This window comes from Paenibacillus sp. FSL H7-0942 (assembly GCF_045040715.1).
GTDB classification, from domain to species: domain Bacteria; phylum Bacillota; class Bacilli; order Paenibacillales; family Paenibacillaceae; genus Paenibacillus; species Paenibacillus amylolyticus.
Window position 1 is genome coordinate 1935069 of record NZ_CP150279.1, and the last position, 20220, is coordinate 1955288.

At 44.4% G+C, this 20220-nt stretch carries 18 protein-coding genes; 13 read left to right on the forward strand and 5 right to left on the reverse strand.

The genetic code is table 11. From position 1 onward, the window contains the following. Positions 1-114: 114 nt before the first annotated feature. Together MHI48_RS08835 and MHI48_RS08840 are read right to left on the reverse strand one after the other, a co-directional pair. On the reverse strand, positions 115-699 hold the full coding sequence (locus tag MHI48_RS08835) for a class I SAM-dependent methyltransferase (protein WP_036610195.1): 585 nt from the start codon (positions 697-699) through the stop codon (positions 115-117). After that, a complete protein-coding gene (locus MHI48_RS08840) occupies positions 700-1653 on the reverse strand; it encodes a TIGR01212 family radical SAM protein (protein WP_036669734.1) in 954 nt (317 codons plus the stop codon). Positions 1654-1971: 318 nt separating this feature from the next. On the opposite strand from MHI48_RS08840, the gene MHI48_RS08845 reads away from it, so the two are divergent. Further along, positions 1972-2172, forward strand: coding sequence for a hypothetical protein (locus tag MHI48_RS08845; RefSeq protein ID WP_036610190.1), 201 nt, complete (start codon positions 1972-1974; stop codon positions 2170-2172). Between the two features lie 152 nt (positions 2173-2324). Continuing rightward, positions 2325-3080, forward strand: coding sequence for a tRNA (guanosine(46)-N7)-methyltransferase TrmB (trmB, locus tag MHI48_RS08850; RefSeq protein ID WP_036610187.1), 756 nt, complete (start codon positions 2325-2327; stop codon positions 3078-3080). A gap of 129 nt (positions 3081-3209) precedes the next feature. Here the strand turns inward: trmB and MHI48_RS08855 are convergent, their stop codons facing one another. Then, positions 3210-5462, reverse strand: coding sequence for an AraC family transcriptional regulator (locus MHI48_RS08855; RefSeq protein WP_405143723.1), 2253 nt, complete (start codon positions 5460-5462; stop codon positions 3210-3212). A 408-nt stretch (positions 5463-5870) separates the two neighbouring features. On the opposite strand from MHI48_RS08855, the gene MHI48_RS08860 reads away from it, so the two are divergent. The 3 genes from MHI48_RS08860 (at position 5871) to MHI48_RS08870 (ending at position 9390) form a co-directional block, all read left to right on the forward strand. Continuing rightward, positions 5871-6776 carry a sugar ABC transporter permease gene (locus tag MHI48_RS08860; protein WP_017689672.1) on the forward strand — a complete coding sequence of 302 codons (906 nt, stop codon included), beginning with the start codon at positions 5871-5873 and terminating at the stop codon, positions 6774-6776. A gap of 96 nt (positions 6777-6872) precedes the next feature. After that, on the forward strand, positions 6873-7736 hold the full coding sequence (locus tag MHI48_RS08865) for a carbohydrate ABC transporter permease (protein ID WP_370511436.1): 864 nt from the start codon (positions 6873-6875) through the stop codon (positions 7734-7736). Between the two features lie 100 nt (positions 7737-7836). Next, positions 7837-9390, forward strand: coding sequence for an ABC transporter substrate-binding protein (locus tag MHI48_RS08870; protein WP_405143725.1), 1554 nt, complete (start codon positions 7837-7839; stop codon positions 9388-9390). Positions 9391-9530: 140 nt separating this feature from the next. Here the strand turns inward: MHI48_RS08870 and MHI48_RS08875 are convergent, their stop codons facing one another. Beyond that, positions 9531-10682, reverse strand: a complete 1152-nt coding sequence (locus MHI48_RS08875) for an MGDG synthase family glycosyltransferase (protein ID WP_405143727.1) — start codon at positions 10680-10682, stop codon at positions 9531-9533. Positions 10683-10732: 50 nt separating this feature from the next. Continuing rightward, positions 10733-11260 (reverse strand): phosphatase PAP2 family protein, encoded by a 528-nt coding sequence (locus MHI48_RS08880; protein WP_405143729.1) that lies wholly within the window; start codon positions 11258-11260, stop codon positions 10733-10735. 710 nt (positions 11261-11970) lie between these two features. Between MHI48_RS08880 and MHI48_RS08885 the strand changes: the two genes are divergently transcribed. The 8 genes from MHI48_RS08885 to MHI48_RS08920 all read left to right on the forward strand — a co-directional run bounded on the left by MHI48_RS08885 (position 11971) and on the right by MHI48_RS08920 (position 20209). Further along, positions 11971-13209: a glycosyltransferase family 2 protein gene (locus tag MHI48_RS08885; RefSeq protein ID WP_036610177.1), complete on the forward strand. Its 1239-nt coding sequence runs from the start codon at positions 11971-11973 to the stop codon at positions 13207-13209. Between the two features lie 335 nt (positions 13210-13544). Next, positions 13545-14039: a translation initiation factor IF-3 gene (infC, locus tag MHI48_RS08890; RefSeq protein ID WP_017689666.1), complete on the forward strand. Its 495-nt coding sequence runs from the start codon at positions 13545-13547 to the stop codon at positions 14037-14039. A 24-nt stretch (positions 14040-14063) separates the two neighbouring features. After that, on the forward strand, positions 14064-14267 hold the full coding sequence (gene rpmI, locus MHI48_RS08895; protein ID WP_017689665.1) for a 50S ribosomal protein L35: 204 nt from the start codon (positions 14064-14066) through the stop codon (positions 14265-14267). 88 nt (positions 14268-14355) lie between these two features. After that, positions 14356-14715 carry a 50S ribosomal protein L20 gene (gene rplT / locus MHI48_RS08900; protein ID WP_017689664.1) on the forward strand — a complete coding sequence of 120 codons (360 nt, stop codon included), beginning with the start codon at positions 14356-14358 and terminating at the stop codon, positions 14713-14715. A 580-nt stretch (positions 14716-15295) separates the two neighbouring features. Further along, the gene (locus MHI48_RS08905; protein ID WP_076327056.1) at positions 15296-16336 is read left to right on the forward strand and encodes a BMP family protein; all 1041 of its coding nucleotides are present in this window, start codon (positions 15296-15298) and stop codon (positions 16334-16336) included. A gap of 299 nt (positions 16337-16635) precedes the next feature. After that, complete coding sequence (locus MHI48_RS08910; protein ID WP_036669749.1) at positions 16636-18174, forward strand: ABC transporter ATP-binding protein; 1539 nt, start codon at positions 16636-16638, stop codon at positions 18172-18174. Next, positions 18167-19246: an ABC transporter permease gene (locus MHI48_RS08915; RefSeq protein WP_036669750.1), complete on the forward strand. Its 1080-nt coding sequence runs from the start codon at positions 18167-18169 to the stop codon at positions 19244-19246. The genes MHI48_RS08910 and MHI48_RS08915 overlap by 8 nt, the downstream gene beginning before the upstream one ends. Then, positions 19247-20209, forward strand: coding sequence for an ABC transporter permease (locus MHI48_RS08920; protein ID WP_127544454.1), 963 nt, complete (start codon positions 19247-19249; stop codon positions 20207-20209). It abuts the gene before it with no gap. Positions 20210-20220: the final 11 nt, after the last annotated feature.

Below are 20220 nucleotides of genomic sequence, written 5' to 3' on the forward strand. Positions count from 1 at the left end.
CAAGTGAATACGTTTGCATATGTAGATGTAGAACACAGATCGCAGTAAGAAAAAGCCGTTAATAGCTCGCCTTGCGATTGTGTCTAGTTTATTGTATTTGGTGAACAAAGGAAATTATTTTTTCTCGATTCCGATCAGAAAAGGAGAAGTTTCTCGCTGCAATTGGCGATAGATCACAACCTGTGCCTGTTCCACCGGAAGGGCAGAGGACCAGTCCAATACAGCTTCTGCTTCCTGTGCCCCTCCGTCATGACCGGGGTAGAGCACAACCGTAATAATTCCGCGAGGACGTAATAAAGCGAGTGCGGCTTCGAGTGCAGCGATTGTGCTGTCTGTCTCGGTGATGATGGAGGAATCTGCACTTTCTGAAGGCAGGTACCCCAGATTGAACATAACTGCACCAACCGTACCAAGCCATGACTCAGGAACTGCTTCTGCCATTCGATCATGGCTTAGTTGAAGCATGGAGATGGAGCCAAGCTTGGCTTCATCATTTTGTTTTCGAATCCGGGCCTGTGCCAGCGTGAGGGCTTCACTTTGAATATCGAATCCAATGACTTGACCACGCCGGCCTACTTGTTGTGCCAAAAATAGTGTGTCTGCTCCTGTGCCAACCGTTGCATCTATGGCCAGATCACCTGGCTGCAGACGGGAAGCAATCCACTGATGTGCACAGCTGAGAACTGAAAGAAAGCCCATCTATGCTCGCCTCCAATACTTACCTTGCCATGAATCCCGCTCTCGCAGCTCACGATCAATGGAGTTCAACACTTCCCATTTGTTCATGGACCACATCGGTCCAATCAACAGATCACGCGGTGCGTCGCCTGTAAGACGGTGTACGATCATTTCCGGTGGAAGCATCTCCAGTGTATCTACGATCAGCTTGATATACTCGTCCTGATCCAAAAAACGTAAAAGACCAGCTTCGTATTGCTTCACCATTGGTGTTTTGCGCATCAGATGCAGCAGGTGAATCTTGATTCCCTGTACATCCATATTGGCAACTGCCCGCCCAGTGTCCAGCATCATCTCATGTGTCTCTTGAGGCAGACCATATATGATATGTGTGCACACACGTATATTCCGTTTGCGCAGTTTCTCAACCGCTTCTTCATAACACTTCGTGTCGTGCGCGCGATTAATCAATGTTGATGTGGAATCATGGATGGTTTGAAGCCCCATCTCAACCCACAGGTAGGTGCGCTCGTTCAGTTCAGCCAAATAATCAACAACGTCATCTGGCAAACAATCCGGGCGAGTGGCGATGGACAAACCAACGACACCGGGTTGCTCAAGAATTTCTTCAAAATACTCGCGCAGCTCCTCAACCGGAGCATACGTATTCGTATAGGCTTGGAAGTAGCCAATATAATGGGCTTTAGGCCACTTGAGGTGCTGTTTATCTCGAATTGTATTAAACTGGGTGACCAGATCTTCACGTCTGCTGCCAGCAAAATCGCCTGATCCACGCGCACTGCAGAAGGTGCAACCACCTTTGGCAATGGAACCGTCGCGGTTGGGACAGGTGAATCCAGCATCCAGCATTACTTTGAAAACCTTATTGTTAAATTGATCTCGCATCTCATAATTCCAGGTATGGAATCGTTTATCTCCCCACAGGAGAGGGGACTGTAATGCAGGTGCATTCATCTTCAGGGTACTCCTTTGGCTGTCGAATTACCGTAATCATACGTGAACAAAAGAAGAAGCGCTATGCGATTTCCGTCATAGACGATGGATAGCGATTATAGGTGTCTTCATGAACTTTTATCATTGTATCAAAAAACTAAAAAAAAAGGGAATCGAAACGCAAAAATAGGCCGTAAAATCAAGGTTTTTCCCTTGCTATAGTTTACACCTTATGTTATATTTGAATCAGCGTCAGACACCATCTAATGGGTATTATTCATCATAGCATTTGAATCAACGTTGACGTCATGGACCATACTATACCGTGAGGTGATATGAATGAATTCCCAAGTTAAAAACAATGAATTGAATCATGTGTCTGTTGAATTGACGGCAGAAGAAGCACTGGCTTTAACAGGTGTTCGTTTTAATGGAAATCCGAAAGTGAAAGCGGCTGCAAGACAAAAAGTTCGCGATGCTTTCGAAAAGACATTTGATTTTTCACACCAAGATAAGGTAGACTATGAACTACTAAAGTAGTTGGACCCCAATTCCAAATAAATCGAAGAGGGAATCTTTGAGATTTGCCCAAAGTGGCAGATCCGAAGATTCCCTTTTCATTGCTCTTTACAATTTGCCAGTTCTTCGGCAAAATAAGTCTGAGACAAGTATGGGACAAACGGAGGAATAAAATGCGTTTACGTGGCAGAAAAGGGATAAGAGAAAATCTGGAGCAGCAAGTTGATCTTGTTGTACTGGACCCCAAGCAACATAAAGGAAAATGGTCTGAACTGTTTGGCAATGATCACCCGATCTTCGTGGAATTTGGTATGGGTAAAGGTCAATTTATCAGCCAAATGAGTTATAAATATCCGGAATTTAATTTCATCGGTATTGATATGTATGATGAACTGGTGCGTCGTGCCAGTGAGAAAGCTCGTAATGCGTGGAGTCAGGCTGATGTGGAGACACCTCCGAACCTGAAGCTTGCGCTGGCGAATATTGAACAGATCGAAGAAGTTTTTGAACCGGAAGAACTGGAACGCATTTATTTGAACTTCAGTGATCCTTGGCCAAAAGCAAAGCATGCACGTCGTCGTTTGACGCACCCGCGCTTCCTGAAGAAATACACGGAATTGCTTAATCCCAAAGGTGAGATTCATTTCAAAACCGATTCGGAGACGCTGTTTGATTTCTCACTCAACGCCATTGCCGACTTCGGCCTGCAAATGACCAATATTTCTTTGAATCTGCATCGTGATGGTTTGAATGAAGAACATGTGATGACGGAGTACGAGCAGAAATTCATGGGTAAAGGTATGAACATTCACCGGGTTGAAGTGATTGTGGGTGAAGAGGCCTTGCGTGAGTATCAGCAGACACGTCTGGACAAGTATAAAGTTCGTGAAGCTTCGGATGAGTCTGGCGAAGATCAGGAACAGGAATAAATCGAAATCTAATTTAAACTCAATTAAGTAGAGCGACACATGAGGTGAATGATTCATTCTCATAAGTCGCTCTTTTTTTGCATTAACAATCGATGTGCATTACTCCATAAACTCAAGTCTGGGATGATTTCAGAAGTTTTCTGAATGAAATTCTTTGCGGCGATAATCGTTTGGTGTAACCCCGTTAAACTTTTTGAACATGCGATAGAAGTATGAACTGTTGGTGAACCCGGTTCTCTCGGCAATGTCGGCAACGGAGTTCTCGGTCTCTACCAGCAGATGCTGTGCCTTGGCTATGCGGGTTTCGTTAATCACGTCCGTGAGCCCTTTCAGGGTAAGCTGTTTGTAGAGCCTGCTTACATAGATGGGCGACATGCCCAACTCATCTGCGATAGAAGTTAGACATAGATTGGGGTCCGCATAGTCCCGCTCAATAATGCCATTGATTTTACGAATCAACTCTTCGTGCTTCAGCGTACGTTTCTCCTCCACTTTGGAACCAAGCTCATCAAACATCCGATAGAAGTGTTCATGTACTTCACTGATGTCTTCCGCGTCTTTGACAGGCAACATTAGACCATCCGAGACTGAATTAAGCGTGAGTTGATTATTCTTCTTGAGGGTATTTCGTACATGGTTCAGTGTCATCGTCAGATGGGATAAGGCTAGCTGGAAGACGGTAAATGGATATGCAGCTGTTTCGCCCACGATATCTGCATAGACTTGTTTTGCTTCTTGCGTCTTACCTGTCATTAGATGATCGACAAGTTGTCTTTCCTTACCTGCTGGGAATGCGTACTCCTTGGCGTGATAAGCCATGATGTCAGAGGTATAGATCAGACAGCCTGGTCCCATGAACAAACGATGCAGTGAGGCTTCGGCTGATCTGGTGTAGGATGCAATACTGTCTTCCAATGAATCTTCTTCCGTGCCGATCGTACAGGAGATGGAGCATTTCAAATGGGTCATTACAGCAGCCTGCATCATGCGCAGCAGCTCTTCGATTCGATTAGGGGCAGGTTGCCCAAGTTCATCGCTTTCCTCTTTTTCATTGAAGATGAGTGTGATCAGATCACCGCCCATGTCCACAGCTTCCGCATTGTAGTGGAGATCGGCTGTCTCGGTGCATATGTTCATCATGGCGTATTTTACAAGCTGGGTCTCATCACGATACGTTTCGCTAAATTCGGTAAAATGGTCAATACGCAGCAATACCAGTCTGGATGCACGCTGAACATCAATGGAGGAACCATAGAACTTCATCCGTTCTTCCAGCATCCCTCCAGTTACTGTTTCGCGGCCTTGCAGGGCCCCTCGTAGAAAATCCTGCCGTAACAAATGAAGACTGCCACGTCGCTCTGCTTCCATCACACGTAAACGAACAAGTACCTTATCAATAGGGTGATATAGTTTTCGGGACACAAGGTAAGAGAGCAGTAACCCTGCGAAGAGAAGTCCAACACAAAACAGAACGGTATGTGTGCGCATACTCCGTATATCTGAGGTAATCAGATCATAAGGTGTTATTCTCACATAACGCCAACCCAGATCATCGGGAGCGGTATAGGTGATGAGCGATTTTTCTCCGTCGACCTTCTCGGTAAAGTAAGCTGATTGCTCCGTATCCTGCATAATTGGCTTCATAAAAGCTTCGCTGGAGAGATTTTTCATCAATGCACGGTCGCCAAAGTCAGATAAAAGGTCTCCCTTCTCATTCACGATAAAGGTCTTGCCTGGTTGATCCACAGCATTCATATTTGGACTGAGCCAATCATCCTTGATATTAACGATGACAGCGTAGTTTAGTTTGGCATTGTCATTGATCGTGTCATAACAGAGATAGGTGTAGCTGTTAACCTCTGTCGCTTCGGTAGAACCGACCTGATATGTACGCGGGATGGGAACAAAAGGTTTATAGTCATGGAAGTTCTGGAGGATACTTTTAATCCCCTGATCGTCGATCTCCGAGATGGACTGCTGCCCATTGCGCACGTCGGAACTGATAAAGAATTCATTGCTTTTGGAGTTATATACATAGATGGATTCGATAAAGGGAAGGGACATACGGTAGTTGTCTAGCTGCTCCATCGCCGATGTGATCTCATAGATATTTGGTTTGGAATAAAGCAGTAATGAAGAGATGGTGTAGTCCTGATAGATCTGATATGACAATGATTTTGCAGTCTCGGTCATTTTCGCCACTTCACGGCTGGTTTGTGTAAGACTGTTCATATCTGTACGATACACCTGGCGAAGAGCAATCCGATTATAGTTGACGTACAAAATAGTAGAAGCCACAAGTAAGGTAGCGACGGTACTGATAATAATGCCGATCAGAATCCGTGTGAAGACCTTCTGACTGTCCTCTGAACGTTTACGCATTCTGTTTCCCCCTCAGACCTCCTATTTTGGGTGAACAACATAGAATTTCATATACATATGTGAGGCTTCATATATCGATGTACAGAAGAGCAAGAGTAACTTGAATTATATATTATGTATGCGTTTACATCAATGCTGGACAGGCCATTTTGCCTGTTTTCTCTACATAAAGTTCAACTTTCGCTGGATTGTTCACTAGGTGTAGCCTATGCACGATATCAACATTTGTGAACGGATGTGTGTGGATGTCTGTTCATTTCATAGTTCGTTCATGTTGTTCATAGTTCATTTCGCAGAATCGTTCATTTTCTGAAGGGAAGCTTCAGTATCCGTGAGTGAAGAGAGCATCTACAATAAAAAGAGAGCTCCACCACGCAGCACCGCAAGAAATTCGGGAGGGATCGAGCCATGCTCAAAGAATTGAACAAAAACAAAATCATGTTTCTGATGCTGTTGCCCACGCTGATCTTTTTTCTGATTAACTCCTATTTTCCGATGGTCGGCATCTATTATGCGTTCACCCGGTATGATTTTGAAGGCGGATTATTTGGCAGTCCATTTGTCGGCCTGGAGAACTTTAAGTTCCTGTGGCAATCCGGAATGCTGCTGAAGCTCACAACCAACACTGTGGGTTACAATCTCGCCTTCATTATATTAGGAAACGGTCTGGCGATCTTCTGCGCGATCATGCTTAGCGAGATCCGGGGCAGGTTATTCAAAAAAATCACGCAATCCGTCATGTTTTTGCCGTATTTCATCTCATTTGTACTATTAAGTGTAATCGCTTACAACATGTTTAACTACGAGTCGGGTTTTGTGAACACGGTGCTCAAACGTTTTGAGGCCGGCCCGGTCGACATTTATAACACACCCTGGATCTGGGTGTTCCTGATCATCATCTTTTATCTGTGGAAAAATCTCGGATACAGCATGGTCATTTATCTGGCCGCCATAACGGGTATCAGTGACGAGTATTATGAAGCCGCCCGAATCGACGGGGCCAATATATTTCAGCGGATCTGGTACATTACGGTACCCATGCTGAAGCCAACCTTTGTCATCCTGCTCCTGTTCTCGCTTGGCAGCATTATGAAGGGGCAGTTTGATCTGTTTTATCAACTGATCGGCAACAACGGGGTGTTGTACAACGCAACAGATATTATTGATACGTATGTGTACCGTTCACTGAAAGTAACGTTTGATATCGGGATGGCAACGGCTGCTGGTCTGTATCAGTCCTTGTTTGGATTCATTTTGATCATGACCGTCAACTATATTATCCGCAAAGTAAATGAGGACTACGCCTTGTTCTAGAACGCCCGTAGGGCAGGAGGGAGAACGATCATGAACACGCCAATGAATACTCACACTCGTACGAATACGCGTCTCAGAGATTCGGAATTCACTTTCATGTTTCAACTGATTTCCTACAGCTTCATCATCATTTTATCAATCATGTGCTTGCTACCGTTTCTGCTGATTTTATCCGGTTCATTCAGCAGCAACGAGTCCATTGTGAGGGATGGTTATCACCTTTTTCCAACGGACTTTTCCCTGGAAGGTTACAAAATGGTGTTCAAATTCCCGACTCAGGTACTCAAGGCTTATGGGGTAACGGTCTTTACAACGGTGGTGGGGACTACGCTAGGGCTGTTCCTCATCACGATGGCTGGATTTGTGCTCCAGCGTAAGGATTTTAAATATCGGAACACGTTCTCGTTTTTTATCTACTTCACAACCCTGTTTGGTGGGGGACTTGTACCTTGGTACATTATGCTGGCGAACTACTTCAATCTCACAGATACGTACACCGTACTGATTTTCCCGGGGTTGATGACGCCATTCCTCATTATCCTGATGAAAAACTTCATTCGCTCGGCAGTGCCGGATGAATTGATTGAGTCCGCCAAAATTGATGGAGCGAATGACTTCCGCATCTATTTCAGCATTGTGTTGAAACTGGCGATGCCTGGTATCGCAACCGTAGGTCTGTTTCTGGCACTAGGGTACTGGAATGACTGGTTTACCTCATCCCTCTTCATTAACAACCCGGATATGTACCAACTGCAATTTTATCTCTACAACACGATGAACACGATTACATTCATTGACCAGATGGCGATTGGCACAGGGATCACGCTCAGTCAGGATGTGCCTACCGAATCAACCAAGATGGCAATGGCGATCGTTGTAACGGGACCGATTTTGTTCCTGTATCCGTTTGTACAACGTTATTTTGTGAAAGGACTCACCATTGGTGCAGTGAAAGGTTAGAATGTGAACACGCTGTGGGTGTCAGGCCATTGAGATCATCTCCGGTCTGACAAATGGCGAGTCTGCGCTAACATATAAAGGTTCACCACAAAAAGGGAGGATGCGTATGCGTAACAAAACAATTCGGCACCTGTCTCTGGTACTTGCCCTGATGTTGTTCGCCGGGGTACTTGCCGCATGTAATAACGGTTCGGGGGGATCGACGCAAGGAAGTGAGCAGGGAGGAACATCCGGGAACAAAGGAGAGAAAGTCACGCTCCAATTTTACATGCTTGGAGATGCTCCGAAAGATCTACCTGTTATTGAATCCGAGATCAATAAGCTGGCGGAGGCTGATCTGAACGTCAATGTGAAATTCAACTACACCTCATGGACCGACTGGGATCAAAAATATAAACTGCTGCTGTCTTCCGGACAGCCGATCGATCTGATCTTCACAGCGGATTGGACATTCTACCAGTCCTATGCCAAGAAGGGTGCGTTCCTGCCACTGGATGAAATGCTGCCTACAGCAGCGCCAGCACTGAAAGCTCATGTACCTGATGACATGTGGAATGCTGTCAAGATCAATGACAAAATCTATACTGTTCCTTCCACTTGGATTGAGTATGTAACCGAGGGAATTGCGTACCGTGAGGACTTGCGCGAGAAGTACAATCTTCCGAAACCGGAATCCTTGGAGACGCTCGAAGCGTATCTGGAGGGCATCAAAGCCAACGAACCCAATATGATTCCGATTGCGGATAGTAATGCCAACCATACCCATGGTATTCGTCAATTGACATCCAAGCTGGTTAATACAGCAGGTCAACTTCCATATGGACTGGATATTATGTATGACACACCATCGACCGTGACGTCCTACTGGGGATCGGAGCAACACCTGGAAGACCTGAAAACATACAAACGCTGGATGGATAAAGGCTTTTTCCCGAAAAACGTACTGAATGTAAAAGATACATCCAACTCATTGTTGCAAAATGGAAAAGCGGCTGTTGTTCTGTCCGGGGAGAACCCGAACAAATTTAATGCAGATGTCATCAAGGTGCAGTCTACTCATCCAGATTGGAAACTGGCTTATTTCCCGTACCCGAATGCGAAAGGGTTTGCACAACCGGTTCACCCGATCCACAATGGTTTTGCGATTCCGCGTAGCAGTAAAAATCCGGAAAAAGCATTGGCATTTTATGAGAAACTTGTGACAGACAAACGATATAACTGGTTGACTGAATACGGCGTTGAAGGCAAAAACTTCGAGGTAGATAATGGATACTACAAAATGGTCGGAGATGCACAAACCAACGGCTTCCCGCGTGAAGGCATGAATGGCTGGGCTTGGCGTAATCCGGAATTCATGCTCTATGATAAAACCTTTGATGATGTCCTGACCATGTTTGAAGATCTCGACAAAATCAAGAAGCCGGATATTTATACCGGATTTGCTGAAGACTGGACACCGTATCAAGCCGAGAAGGCTGCATTGGAACAAGTGGAAAAACAATATCTGTATCCGCTTAATGTAGGTTTGGTGGCAGACGTAGAGGCTGGATTGAACACATTTATGGAGAAGGCTAAACAAGCAGGATTGGAAAAAATTCAGGCAGAATACACCAAGCAGTGGCAGGAGTATTTGAAGTCTACAGGCATACAATAGTTTGTACTTTCCTTCATAAAGAAAAGGTGCCTTCTGATTCGAAGGCACCTTTTCAATGTGGTTGCAGGCTTGTTTGAAGCCGTTGGTTAGAGGCATGATTGGACGAAGAATACGGGAAGCGACATCCTAATGGGATAAATTCATAAACGGGCCTCTTCTGCGGATGAAGGACGAACGTCCTCCAGCAGATCGATAATACTTTGAGCGCTCTGCATTGGATGAACCTTGGCGATTTCAGCCAGATGACGTTTGCGTTTACGTACAACATCCGGGTAGTGATGCAACAGCTTGTTCATCCATTTAACCACTACGTCGGGCGAAGTTATGGGTTCTCCCAACCCTCTTGCCGTAAAATAATGGACGTTTTCTTCTTCCTGACCAGGTATAGGATTGTGGAACAACATGGGAATTCCTTTGGCCAAGCCTTCACTGCATGTCATTCCCCCAGGTTTGGTAATCAGAAGGTCGGATACTTCCATTAATTTGTCCACTTCGTTGGTGTATCCCATAATGTGAATGTTTTCTTTGCGATACATGGGGTTCTGTTCCATGCTGATCCGTGTTTTATCGTTGCGACCGAGACAAAAAATGATTTGAATATCTTCATGCCAGCGTGTCAGCAGCGGATGGACCAGCTTGTCGCTGAGCATTCCCCAACCGCCGCCCATCACCAGTACAGTAGGCATGTTCTTGAGGTTAAATCTGCTTCGGATCTCTTCTCGCCCGGGATGTTCCCAGAAATTTGGATGCACCGGAATGCCCGTGACTCGAATGTTTTCTGTAGGTACGCCTCGTAGCATTAGTTTGGACTTAACCTCATCTGAAGAAACCAGATAAAGGTCTACTTCACGGTTAATCCACGTCCCATGTGCATCATAGTCGGTGATGACTGTGCATAGCGGAACCTGTACACCCAGACGCTTCAGTCTGGATATGACAGCACTTGGAATCGGATGTGTACAGACGATCGCATCGGGACGTAACTGGCGCACAACGCTACGTGTGTGTGTATAGAACAGTTTATGCAACGCCAGTGTTGTCAGCCTGTTCAATGATTTTTTATATTGGTGTCTGTATACGTATCCGAAAAGTTTGGGTTGGTTGGTAACCGTTTTTTTGTATGCTGTTATAATCAGAGGTGCAACCTTTGGATTTAAGAAACTTCCCAGTTCAAGCACTTTTGTCTGCACGTCTGGCGAGAGCTTTCGCAAATTGCTGGACAGTGCATAGGCGGCTTGAGTATGACCCGTACCAAAGCCTTCAGATAATAGTAATACTCTTTTTTTCTCCACGCTTACTTCACCTGTTCCTGCTAGGTTTTTCTGAGTCTAACATATCGGCTTTAAGACCAGAATGCAACTGTTACAAGTGCGACTAAAGTACCTATTGTGGCACCCGCCAGAACATCGGAAGGATAGTGTAACCCCAGATAAATTCGAGAGAATCCGACAATAAGGGCCACAGGCAACAAGATTAGCAATAAGATCGGATCAGTGGTCATAAAGGGAACTGTGACCGAAAAAATGGCAGTTGTGTGCCCTGAAGGAAACGAGTGATCCGTCAGTGGATTACGGAACGTAATTGTATCCGGCAAGGCCAGATAAGGTCGAATGCGGGGATACAATTTTTTCGCGATGGCTACAGGGATGTGGCTGACCGCAAGGGCGATACATGCCTGGAGTCCTGTTGTGCTCCATGGAGCTGGAGCAAGCAGCCAGATTAACAACGATATTGCAATAGATGAAGTTGCTCCACCCAGATGGGTGAAATAATACAGCCAAAAATTCATAAAACGATTATGAAGTCGGCCGTTGATCCACATAAAAACATTTCGATCATAATCTTGAAACTTTAAGAATAAACGGCTCATATTGGCCTCCTGCCAGTCAGGCCGCCCGTAATGGCGGCATTATTTCCGGTGATTTTCTGCATCCGGTTTCGTCCTGATTAGTATATAACCGTTTTTCATGAACTTGAGGTTATTTCAGGTATATGTTTATCATATTTTTAAATGTTGTCCTTTTCAAGGAGAACCCATGTAAAGAACGTGAAATTCATGTTAAAGAGTGGATATATACCCATCTTAACTTTTTGACTTGGGTCAGCCAAAAAAGATACAATGATTCAACATGGCTGAAATGAGGTAAAAAAATGTGAGTTCTGTTTCAAACTTTTTGAGGTCTGTTTGCGTTATTTGTTATAGAGCCTCTGACGAAGAATAACATGCTGATGAAAAAAGCAGGGACTTTAGAAATAAAAATCAAGTAAACGGCTGAAAATAAGATATAACAGGCATGAATGCGAGGTTGTGGTATCACGAAGTGTCTATTCAGCGTTTAAAGATCACATTTCTGCTTCAAAAAGTGGAATTGGGGTTTTGACAAATGACTGAAAAGGATACAGAATCGATAAAGCAGCCAACTGATAGCAACCAAGCTTTGAAACATTGCCTGATATATTCACGTAGTACACAAAAGAACAGGGTCATATTCTGCAGATCAAAAAAAAATAAATTGCAGAATCAGGAAGAGAAATGCTTGAGTAAACTGGGTTTTGAAAAAAAGGGGGTAACAGAGAACGATGTTGGACGCTATATTCGTCACGATGCAGGTCATTCTGGCACTGCTAGCCGTGTACCAATTCACGTTTTCGCTGTTCGGTCTGATTAAGAAAAAGAAAAAGAAACATTATCCGGCGACAAAATCATTCGCTGTACTCGTCGCAGCACACAATGAGGAACAAGTCATTGGTGCCTTGATGGAGAACTTGAAACAACTTGATTATCCGGAAGATCTGTACGATGTGTTTGTCATCTGTGACAACTGTACGGATGGAACGGCTCAAATTGTCAGAGAGCATGGATTAAACGCCTGTGTACGTACCAATGCCGATTTAAGAGGTAAAGGGTACGCCATCGAATGGATGCTTAAGTACCTGTGGAAATTGCCACGTCAGTATGACGCAGTTGTTATGTTTGACGCGGATAACCTGGTTGACCGCAACTTCTTGCTTGAGATGAATGATGACTTGAACAATGGTTCGCGTGTTATCCAAGGATACATTGATACGAAAAATCCGGAGGATTCCTGGATTACTGCAGCTTACGGTGTATCTTACTGGTACATCAACCGTTTGTGGCAGTTGTCTCGTCATAACTTGAATATGGCGAATTTCCTCGGAGGAACCGGAATGTGCTTTGAGACCAACCTGTTGAAGGAAATTGGTTGGGGTGCAACAAGTCTGGTTGAGGATCTGGAGTTTACGATGCGCAGTGTGCAACGTAATGTGTATCCTGTTTTCAACTATGACGCCAAAGTATTTGATGAGAAGCCATTAACATTCAAAGCTTCCGCGAGACAACGTCTGCGCTGGATGCAAGGTCACTTTACAGTTGCGCGTAGATACTTCTTCCCGCTGCTATGGCAGTCCATTAAGGAAAGAAGCTTGGTGAAATTCGACCTTGCTATCTATGGAGCCAATGTCTATGTGGTGTTGCTTACGTTCCTGATGACGGCTGTGATGTGGGTAGACATGGCGATATTCAGTGGTCCGCACATTGCTAATATTTATGGATACTTCCCGTTATGGGTTGGGTTCGTGGCTATTGGTTTGAACATTCTGACGTTCCTGTTGTCCATGGCGCTGGAGAAGGTTACCTTTGCCAAAGTTTATCTATATCTGATTTTGTTCCCGATCTACCTGCTGTCTTGGTACCCAATTACGTTCTACGCTTTCTTTACGCAGAACAACAAACAGTGGAGCCACACTCAACATACACGTGTTGTACGGTTGGATGAGGTGCAAAGCAAACAAGGGTAAGGAACCTACATTTGATACTTTGTTTACATCTGATATCACAAATGTGTAATTCACGAAAAAAAAGTTGTGAGAATGTTGACAATGTATTTCATGGGTGATATAGTATTCAAGTGCCTTAAAGCGAATAGCAATGGAATCACAAGCAGAAGTCCGACTTCTCACCTGATCAACGAACATGTTGGCTGGTCAACGATCCCAATAATTTATGAAGTGTATACTCATGAAGAATTGTGTTGATTACAGGGATGTCGGTAGCTTGACCGGCATCCCTTTTATTTTTGTGTAACTGGATATTCAAAATGACCTGGAGGTGGACGATTATTAGTAAAGATCACATGATTAATGATGAGATTCGGGCGAAGGAAGTACGCCTTGTCGGAGCTGAAGGAGAACAAATTGGGATTACGCCCATTCGCGAAGCACTGCAAATGGCGATTGACCTGAATTTGGATCTGGTCAATGTGGCACCACAGGCTAAACCGCCGGTGTGTCGTATTATGGACTATGGCAAATTCCGCTATGAGCAACAAAAGAAAGATAAAGAAGCCCGTAAGAACCAGAAAATTGTTGATATTAAAGAAGTATGGTTCCGTTCCAATATTGAGGAGCACGATTATCAAACGAAGCTTCGTAATGTAGTTAAGTTTTTGAACGAAGGCGACAAAGTGAAATGTTCTGTTCGTTATCGCGGACGTGAAATTGCACATGCCGCGATTGGTCAACGGATTTTGGAGCGCGTTAAGGTAGAAGTTGCAGAACTTTGTACTGTTGAACGTCAACCGAAATTGGAAGGCCGCAGTATGATCATGATTTTGGCTCCTAAAGCCTGATAACATTGGAGGAGGAAACACAAAATGCCTAAAATGAAAACACACAGCAGTTTGAAAGGACGCTTCAAAATTACCGGTTCCGGTAAGGTCCTTCGTTACAAAGCTCACAAAAACCACTTGCTTTCCCACAAATCCAAACGTGCTAAGCGCGTTCTGAACGGTAACCCAGTTATGGCTGCCGGGGATGTTAGACGTTTGAAACAAGGCTTGGCTAACTTGAAAGGCTAATTTTAATTAGTACATTCCGTATGGGGGATCGGCTACGGCCGTACACATACCACGGATACATTTATATTTATTTGGGAGGTTCTTTAATATGGCAAGAGTAAAAGGCGGTTTTGTAGTACGTCGTCGTCATAAAAAGGTTTTGAAACTGGCAAGAGGTTATTTCGGTTCCAAACACCGTATTTTTAAAACAGCTAACGAGCAAGTAATGAAATCCCTGGTATACGCATACCGTGACCGTCGCAACACGAAACGTAACTTCCGCAGACTGTGGATCGTTCGTATCAATGCTGCAGCACGTATGAATGGTTTGTCTTACAACAAACTGATCCATGGTTTGAAACTTGCTGGAGTAGACATGAACCGCAAAATGTTGGCTGATCTGGCCGTTAACGACATCAATGCGTTCAACTCTTTGGCTACTGTAGCTAAAGGCAAAATCAACGCTTAAAATGTATGATACAAGCCGCCGTACCTATATGGCGGCTTTTTTTACGGCTTGGGAAGAAATTCGAGGATGAATCTCTGAATGAGTAGAGCGAATAGGCTGTAGTCTGGAAGGGAACAATGAAACCAGATAACTGGTGAATAACGTTCCATGGGAATACATAAAATACGAACGGTGAAATAATACAAATAAAAACAGGTAAATCCCTCTCATCACTAAAGTTCGCGATATGTTTTTGTTATATAACATCACATCGTTGTAACGTTAGTGTGTTAAAACGCTAAATTATTAAGCGTTTTCAATAAAAAAAGAACAAAAATATGTGATATTTGGTGATGAAACATCTGGATTTTAACACTGGTTGATTGTATAATCACCTCTAGTAGGCTAGTCCTAGATTTTTCTCTCCATGTCATAATGTTCGGTTTTTCGACAGATGATAGGATGTTACAAGGGTGAGAATGCGCTTTTAATGTCGAAGAAACCATACATTCTGCATAAAAGTCATTCCTGCTATCTGTTAACCGTTCAATTGTAGGCTGGATTGGAATGAGGGATATATCATTAAGGGGGAAAAAGAGAAATGAAAAAGATGCTCAGCTTGTCATTGGTAATGTTGCTGGCGGTATCGGTTATGCTCGCAGGTTGCGGTAGCAAACCGAAAGAAGAAACAAATGCCGGAGGAGATAAAGGTGGCACACCCACTGAAGAGAAATCCGATCTCAAAATCGGTATGGTTACTGACGTAGGTGGAGTTAATGACAAATCCTTTAACCAATCCGCTTGGGAAGCTCTGCAAGCGACTGAAACAGAAACAGGTACTGCTGTTAAATACCTGCAAAGTAAATCCGATGAAGAGTACATTCCTAACCTAAACGAATTTGTTAAAGGCGGATATGATCTGACTTGGGGTATCGGTTTCCAATTGGCTGATGCAATCAAAACTGTAGCTGAGCAAAACCCTGATGCTAAACTCGCGATCATCGACAGTGTTGTTGATGCTCCTAACGTTAAATCTGTAACATTTGCTGAAGAAGAAGGATCTTACCTAGTTGGTGTTGTGGCTGGTCTGACAACAAAATCCAACAAAATTGGTTTTGTAGGCGGTATGGAAAGCCCACTGATCAAAAAGTTTGAAGTAGGATTCAGAGAAGGCGTTAAAGCAGTTAACCCTGATGCTCAATTCATTTCTAACTACACAGGTGCATTTGATAAACCTGACTTGGGTAAAGCAGCAGCAGCAACACTTTACAATGAAGGCGTAGATATTATCTTCCACGCTTCTGGCGCAACAGGTAACGGTGTGTTTAACGAAGCAAGTGCTCGTAAGAAACAAGGTCAAGATGTATGGGTTATCGGTGTTGACAAAGACCAATCTCTTGAGTTTGGTGATGAGATCACTTTGACTTCTATGATCAAAAAAGTTGACGAAGCAGTTAAGCGCGTTAACAAAGAAGTAGTTGATGGTACATTCGCTGGTGGTTCCGAGAACCTCACTTTGAAAGAAAACGGCGTAGGTATTGCTGATACTTCTACTGCCAATGTATCTGCTGATACACTTGCAAAAGTGGAAGAGTACAAAGAAAAAATCATCAGCGGCGAAATCAAAGTTCCTACGGAGTAATTTTGATCTTAGTCGCAAATGAATAATCATTGGGGCCGGTCTTGACCGGCCTTATGATTGCAAGAACAGGAACATTTGATCAAGTCATCATAACAATTGTACAAGGTCACTGTGCACCAACGCTCCGGTAGGAGCTTTTCTTAAGATAATGGAATTGATATGTTCTTAATGAGCTGAACCATTCGATTATCGCAAGAAAAACTTCAGCTAAGCGCGGTCTGTCTTTTTTGAAAGTACGTCGATAGACGTTTTTTTTTACGTTTGCGGAACCACACTATATCAGGTATAAGGGTGATTACATGGGTGCAGCAACCCCCGTCGTTGAGTTAAAACAAATTACGAAGCGTTTCCCAGGCATTGTTGCCAACGACGCCATCAGCCTTCAGCTTCGTAAAGGCGAGATCCATGCGCTACTGGGCGAAAACGGCGCTGGTAAGTCAACGTTGATGAATATTGTATTTGGTCTCTATCAGCCAGATGAAGGTTCCATTGAAGTGAATGGCAAGCCTGTCATCATCGACAGCCCTAACCGAGCGATCGATCTTGGCATAGGCATGGTGCATCAGCATTTTAAACTTGTACAGCCGTTCACGGTAACAGAGAACATTATTTTGGGATCTGAACCAACGAAGGGTCTCAATATTAACTATAAAAAAGCAGCCGCTGAAGTTCAGCGTCTTTCCGAACAGTATGGACTTAAGGTGAATCCTCATGCCAAAATTCATGATATTTCTGTCGGAATGCAGCAACGTGTAGAGATTGTTAAAACGTTGTATCGCGGTGCAGACATTCTTATTTTTGACGAGCCTACAGCCGTATTGACTCCTCAAGAGATCAAAGAACTGATGATCATCATGAAGAAGCTTGTAGCTGAAGGAAAGTCCATTATTTTGATCACGCACAAACTGAAAGAAATCATGGAAATCTCCGATACGGTAACGATTATTCGTCGGGGTAAAGTGATTGATTCGGTCAAAACTTCGGAAACGAATCCGAATGAGCTGGCAGAGAAAATGGTGGGGCGGAATGTCACATTCAAAGTGGACAAAAAACCGGCTACACCTGGAGCCAATGTGCTCGAAGTCAGTAAATTAACGGCGAAGAATAAAGAAGGTATTTCGGTTCTGAACCAACTTAACCTGAACGTACGTGCAGGAGAGATTGTCGGAATCGCAGGTGTGGATGGTAATGGTCAAAGTGAACTGATTGAAGCTCTTACCGGACTTCGTAAAGTAGAGAGTGGTTCGATTCTTTTGGAGGGCAAGGAGCTGTCCAATCATTCTCCGCGCCATATCTCGGAGTCGGGTGTAGCCCACATTCCGGAAGATCGCCATAAACACGGACTTGTACTTGATTTTTCAGTGAGTGAAAATATCGTTCTGGAATCGTATTATAAAGCACCATACACCCGTAAAGGGTTCCTTAACTTCGATGCCATCAAACAGCAGGCGAAGCGGCTTGTTGAGGCATTTGACGTGCGTACACCAAGCATCGAGACCAAAGCTCGGTCCTTGTCCGGAGGAAACCAGCAAAAGGTCATTATCGCCCGTGAGGTAGATAAAAACCCTGAACTGCTTATCGCTGCGCAACCAACACGTGGTTTGGATGTAGGGGCTATTGAGTTCGTGCAAAAGCAACTGATTGCACAGCGCGATCAAGGGAAGGCTGTTCTGCTGATTTCATTTGAGCTTGATGAGATTATCAATGTATCTGACCGAATTGCTGTTATTTATGAAGGCCAGATCGTTGGCGAGGTGCTGCCGGAAGAAACCAATGACAGGGAGCTCGGCTTGATGATGGCGGGCAGCACCCAAAAGAGAGGTACTGCGCATGAATAACGTATTGAAATGGTTTACCCGAGATTCATTTATTTTACCTGTAGTAGCTATTATTATGGGTCTTATTCTCGGTGGAGTTGTCATGCTGATTGGTGGCTACAATCCAATTGAAGCCTATGGTGCATTGTTCACCAAGGTATTTGGCGACATGTACAACTTTGGTGAAGCAGTACGGGAAATGACACCACTAATCATGACTGGACTCGCATTTGCATTTGCATCACGTGCAGGGTTGTTTAATATCGGGGGAGAAGGTCAATTTCTCGTTGGTATGACCGCTGCAACATTTGTTGGTGTTAAGTTTGCAGGTTTGCCGATCTACCTTCATGCGCCACTGGCTTTGATTGCGGGTGCATTGTTTGGTGGTCTGTGGGCCGCGATTGCTGGTTATCTGAAGGCGGCACGTGGGGTTAATGAAGTTATCAGTAGTATCATGTTGAACTGGATTGGTCTGTATCTGGCCAACCTTATCGTTCGCCAATTCTTGCTGTTGAAGGGCGAGAATCGTTCCGTGGATATCAGCGAATCGGCTTCGATTAGTTTGACATGGCTCTCTGAACTGATGGGCAACTCCCGTGTACACATGGGGACATTGATTGCCATTGTGATGGCTGTGCTCTTTTATATCTATATGTGGAAAACAAAACAGGGTTATGAAATCCGTGCAGTAGGTTACAACCCTAATGCGGCTGAATATGCAGGTATGCATGTTAACCGGAATATCGTAAAAGCGATGTTCATCAGTGGTATGCTTGCAGGTCTTGGTGGTGCATTCCAGGTTCTTGGTGTGTTCCAATACCAAACCGTAATGTCGGGTTCACCGGGAACAGGCTTTGACGGAATTGCGGTTGCCCTGATTGGTTTGAATCATCCGTTTGGGGTGTTATTGGGGGCAGTGTTGTTTGGTACCCTCACGTACGGATCTGCAGGTATGAGTTTTGCTGCGGATGTTCCGCCTGAGATTATTCGGATTGTGATCGGTTCGATTATCTTCTTCATTGCGGCACAAGGCATCGTGCGCTGGATACTTAAACCGTTCTATTCGAAGCGTAAGAAAGAGAAGGTGTTGTAGATGGACTTGTTGACAATTGGGCAAATTATCAATACGACGCTTGTCTTTGCTACGGCATTGATTTTTGCATCACTCGGCGGAATTTTTTCGGAAAAATCAGGTGTAACCAACCTTGGACTTGAAGGTTTTATGGTCTTTGGTGCCTTTGCAGCTGGAATCGGGGCGCATTATGCTCAAGAAGCGGGCATGGGCGGAACGACATCGGCCTGGATGGGGGTTTTGCTCGCGATTGTATTGGGCGTAATGGTATCTCTGATTCATGCCGTTGCGTCTATCACATTTAAGGCAGACCAGATTATCAGTGGTATCGTCATTAACTTTTTGGCAGCAGGAAGTACGTTGTACTTGGTTAAACTGTTGTTTGAAGGTTCTGGTGATTCACCGTTGGTTCAAGGCTTCAGCAAGTTTGATGTGCCATTGTTGAAAGACATTCCTTTGCTTGGAGAAGCCTTCTTTAAGAACGTATATCCAACGACATATCTGGCCATTCTGTTCGTATTCCTGACGTATTACATCATGTTCAAAACGCCATTTGGTCTGCGCCTTCGTTCTGTAGGTGAACATCCAAGTGCGGCTGACACGGTTGGTGTTAAAGTGCTTCGTTATCGCTATATTGGCGTTATGATCAGTGGTGCGCTTGCGGCTATTGGTGGAGCTGCGATTACGTTGACGACTACGGGTACATTCTCACACAATACGGTTTCCGGCCAAGGTTATATTGCCATTGCAGCTATGATCTTTGGTAAGTGGAATCCGATTGGTGCCTTTGGGGCGGCTGTCTTCTTTGGATTCTCACAAGCGATCCGAAACTATGTACAGTTGTTTGAATGGTCACAAAATATTCCCCAGGAAATTATTTTTATGCTACCTTACCTGCTTACCATCATCGTTCTCGTTGCAGCGGTTGGACGTTCTTCGGCTCCGTCTGCACTCGGTGAAGCATATGATCCGGGTAAAAGGTAACAACCTTTTCC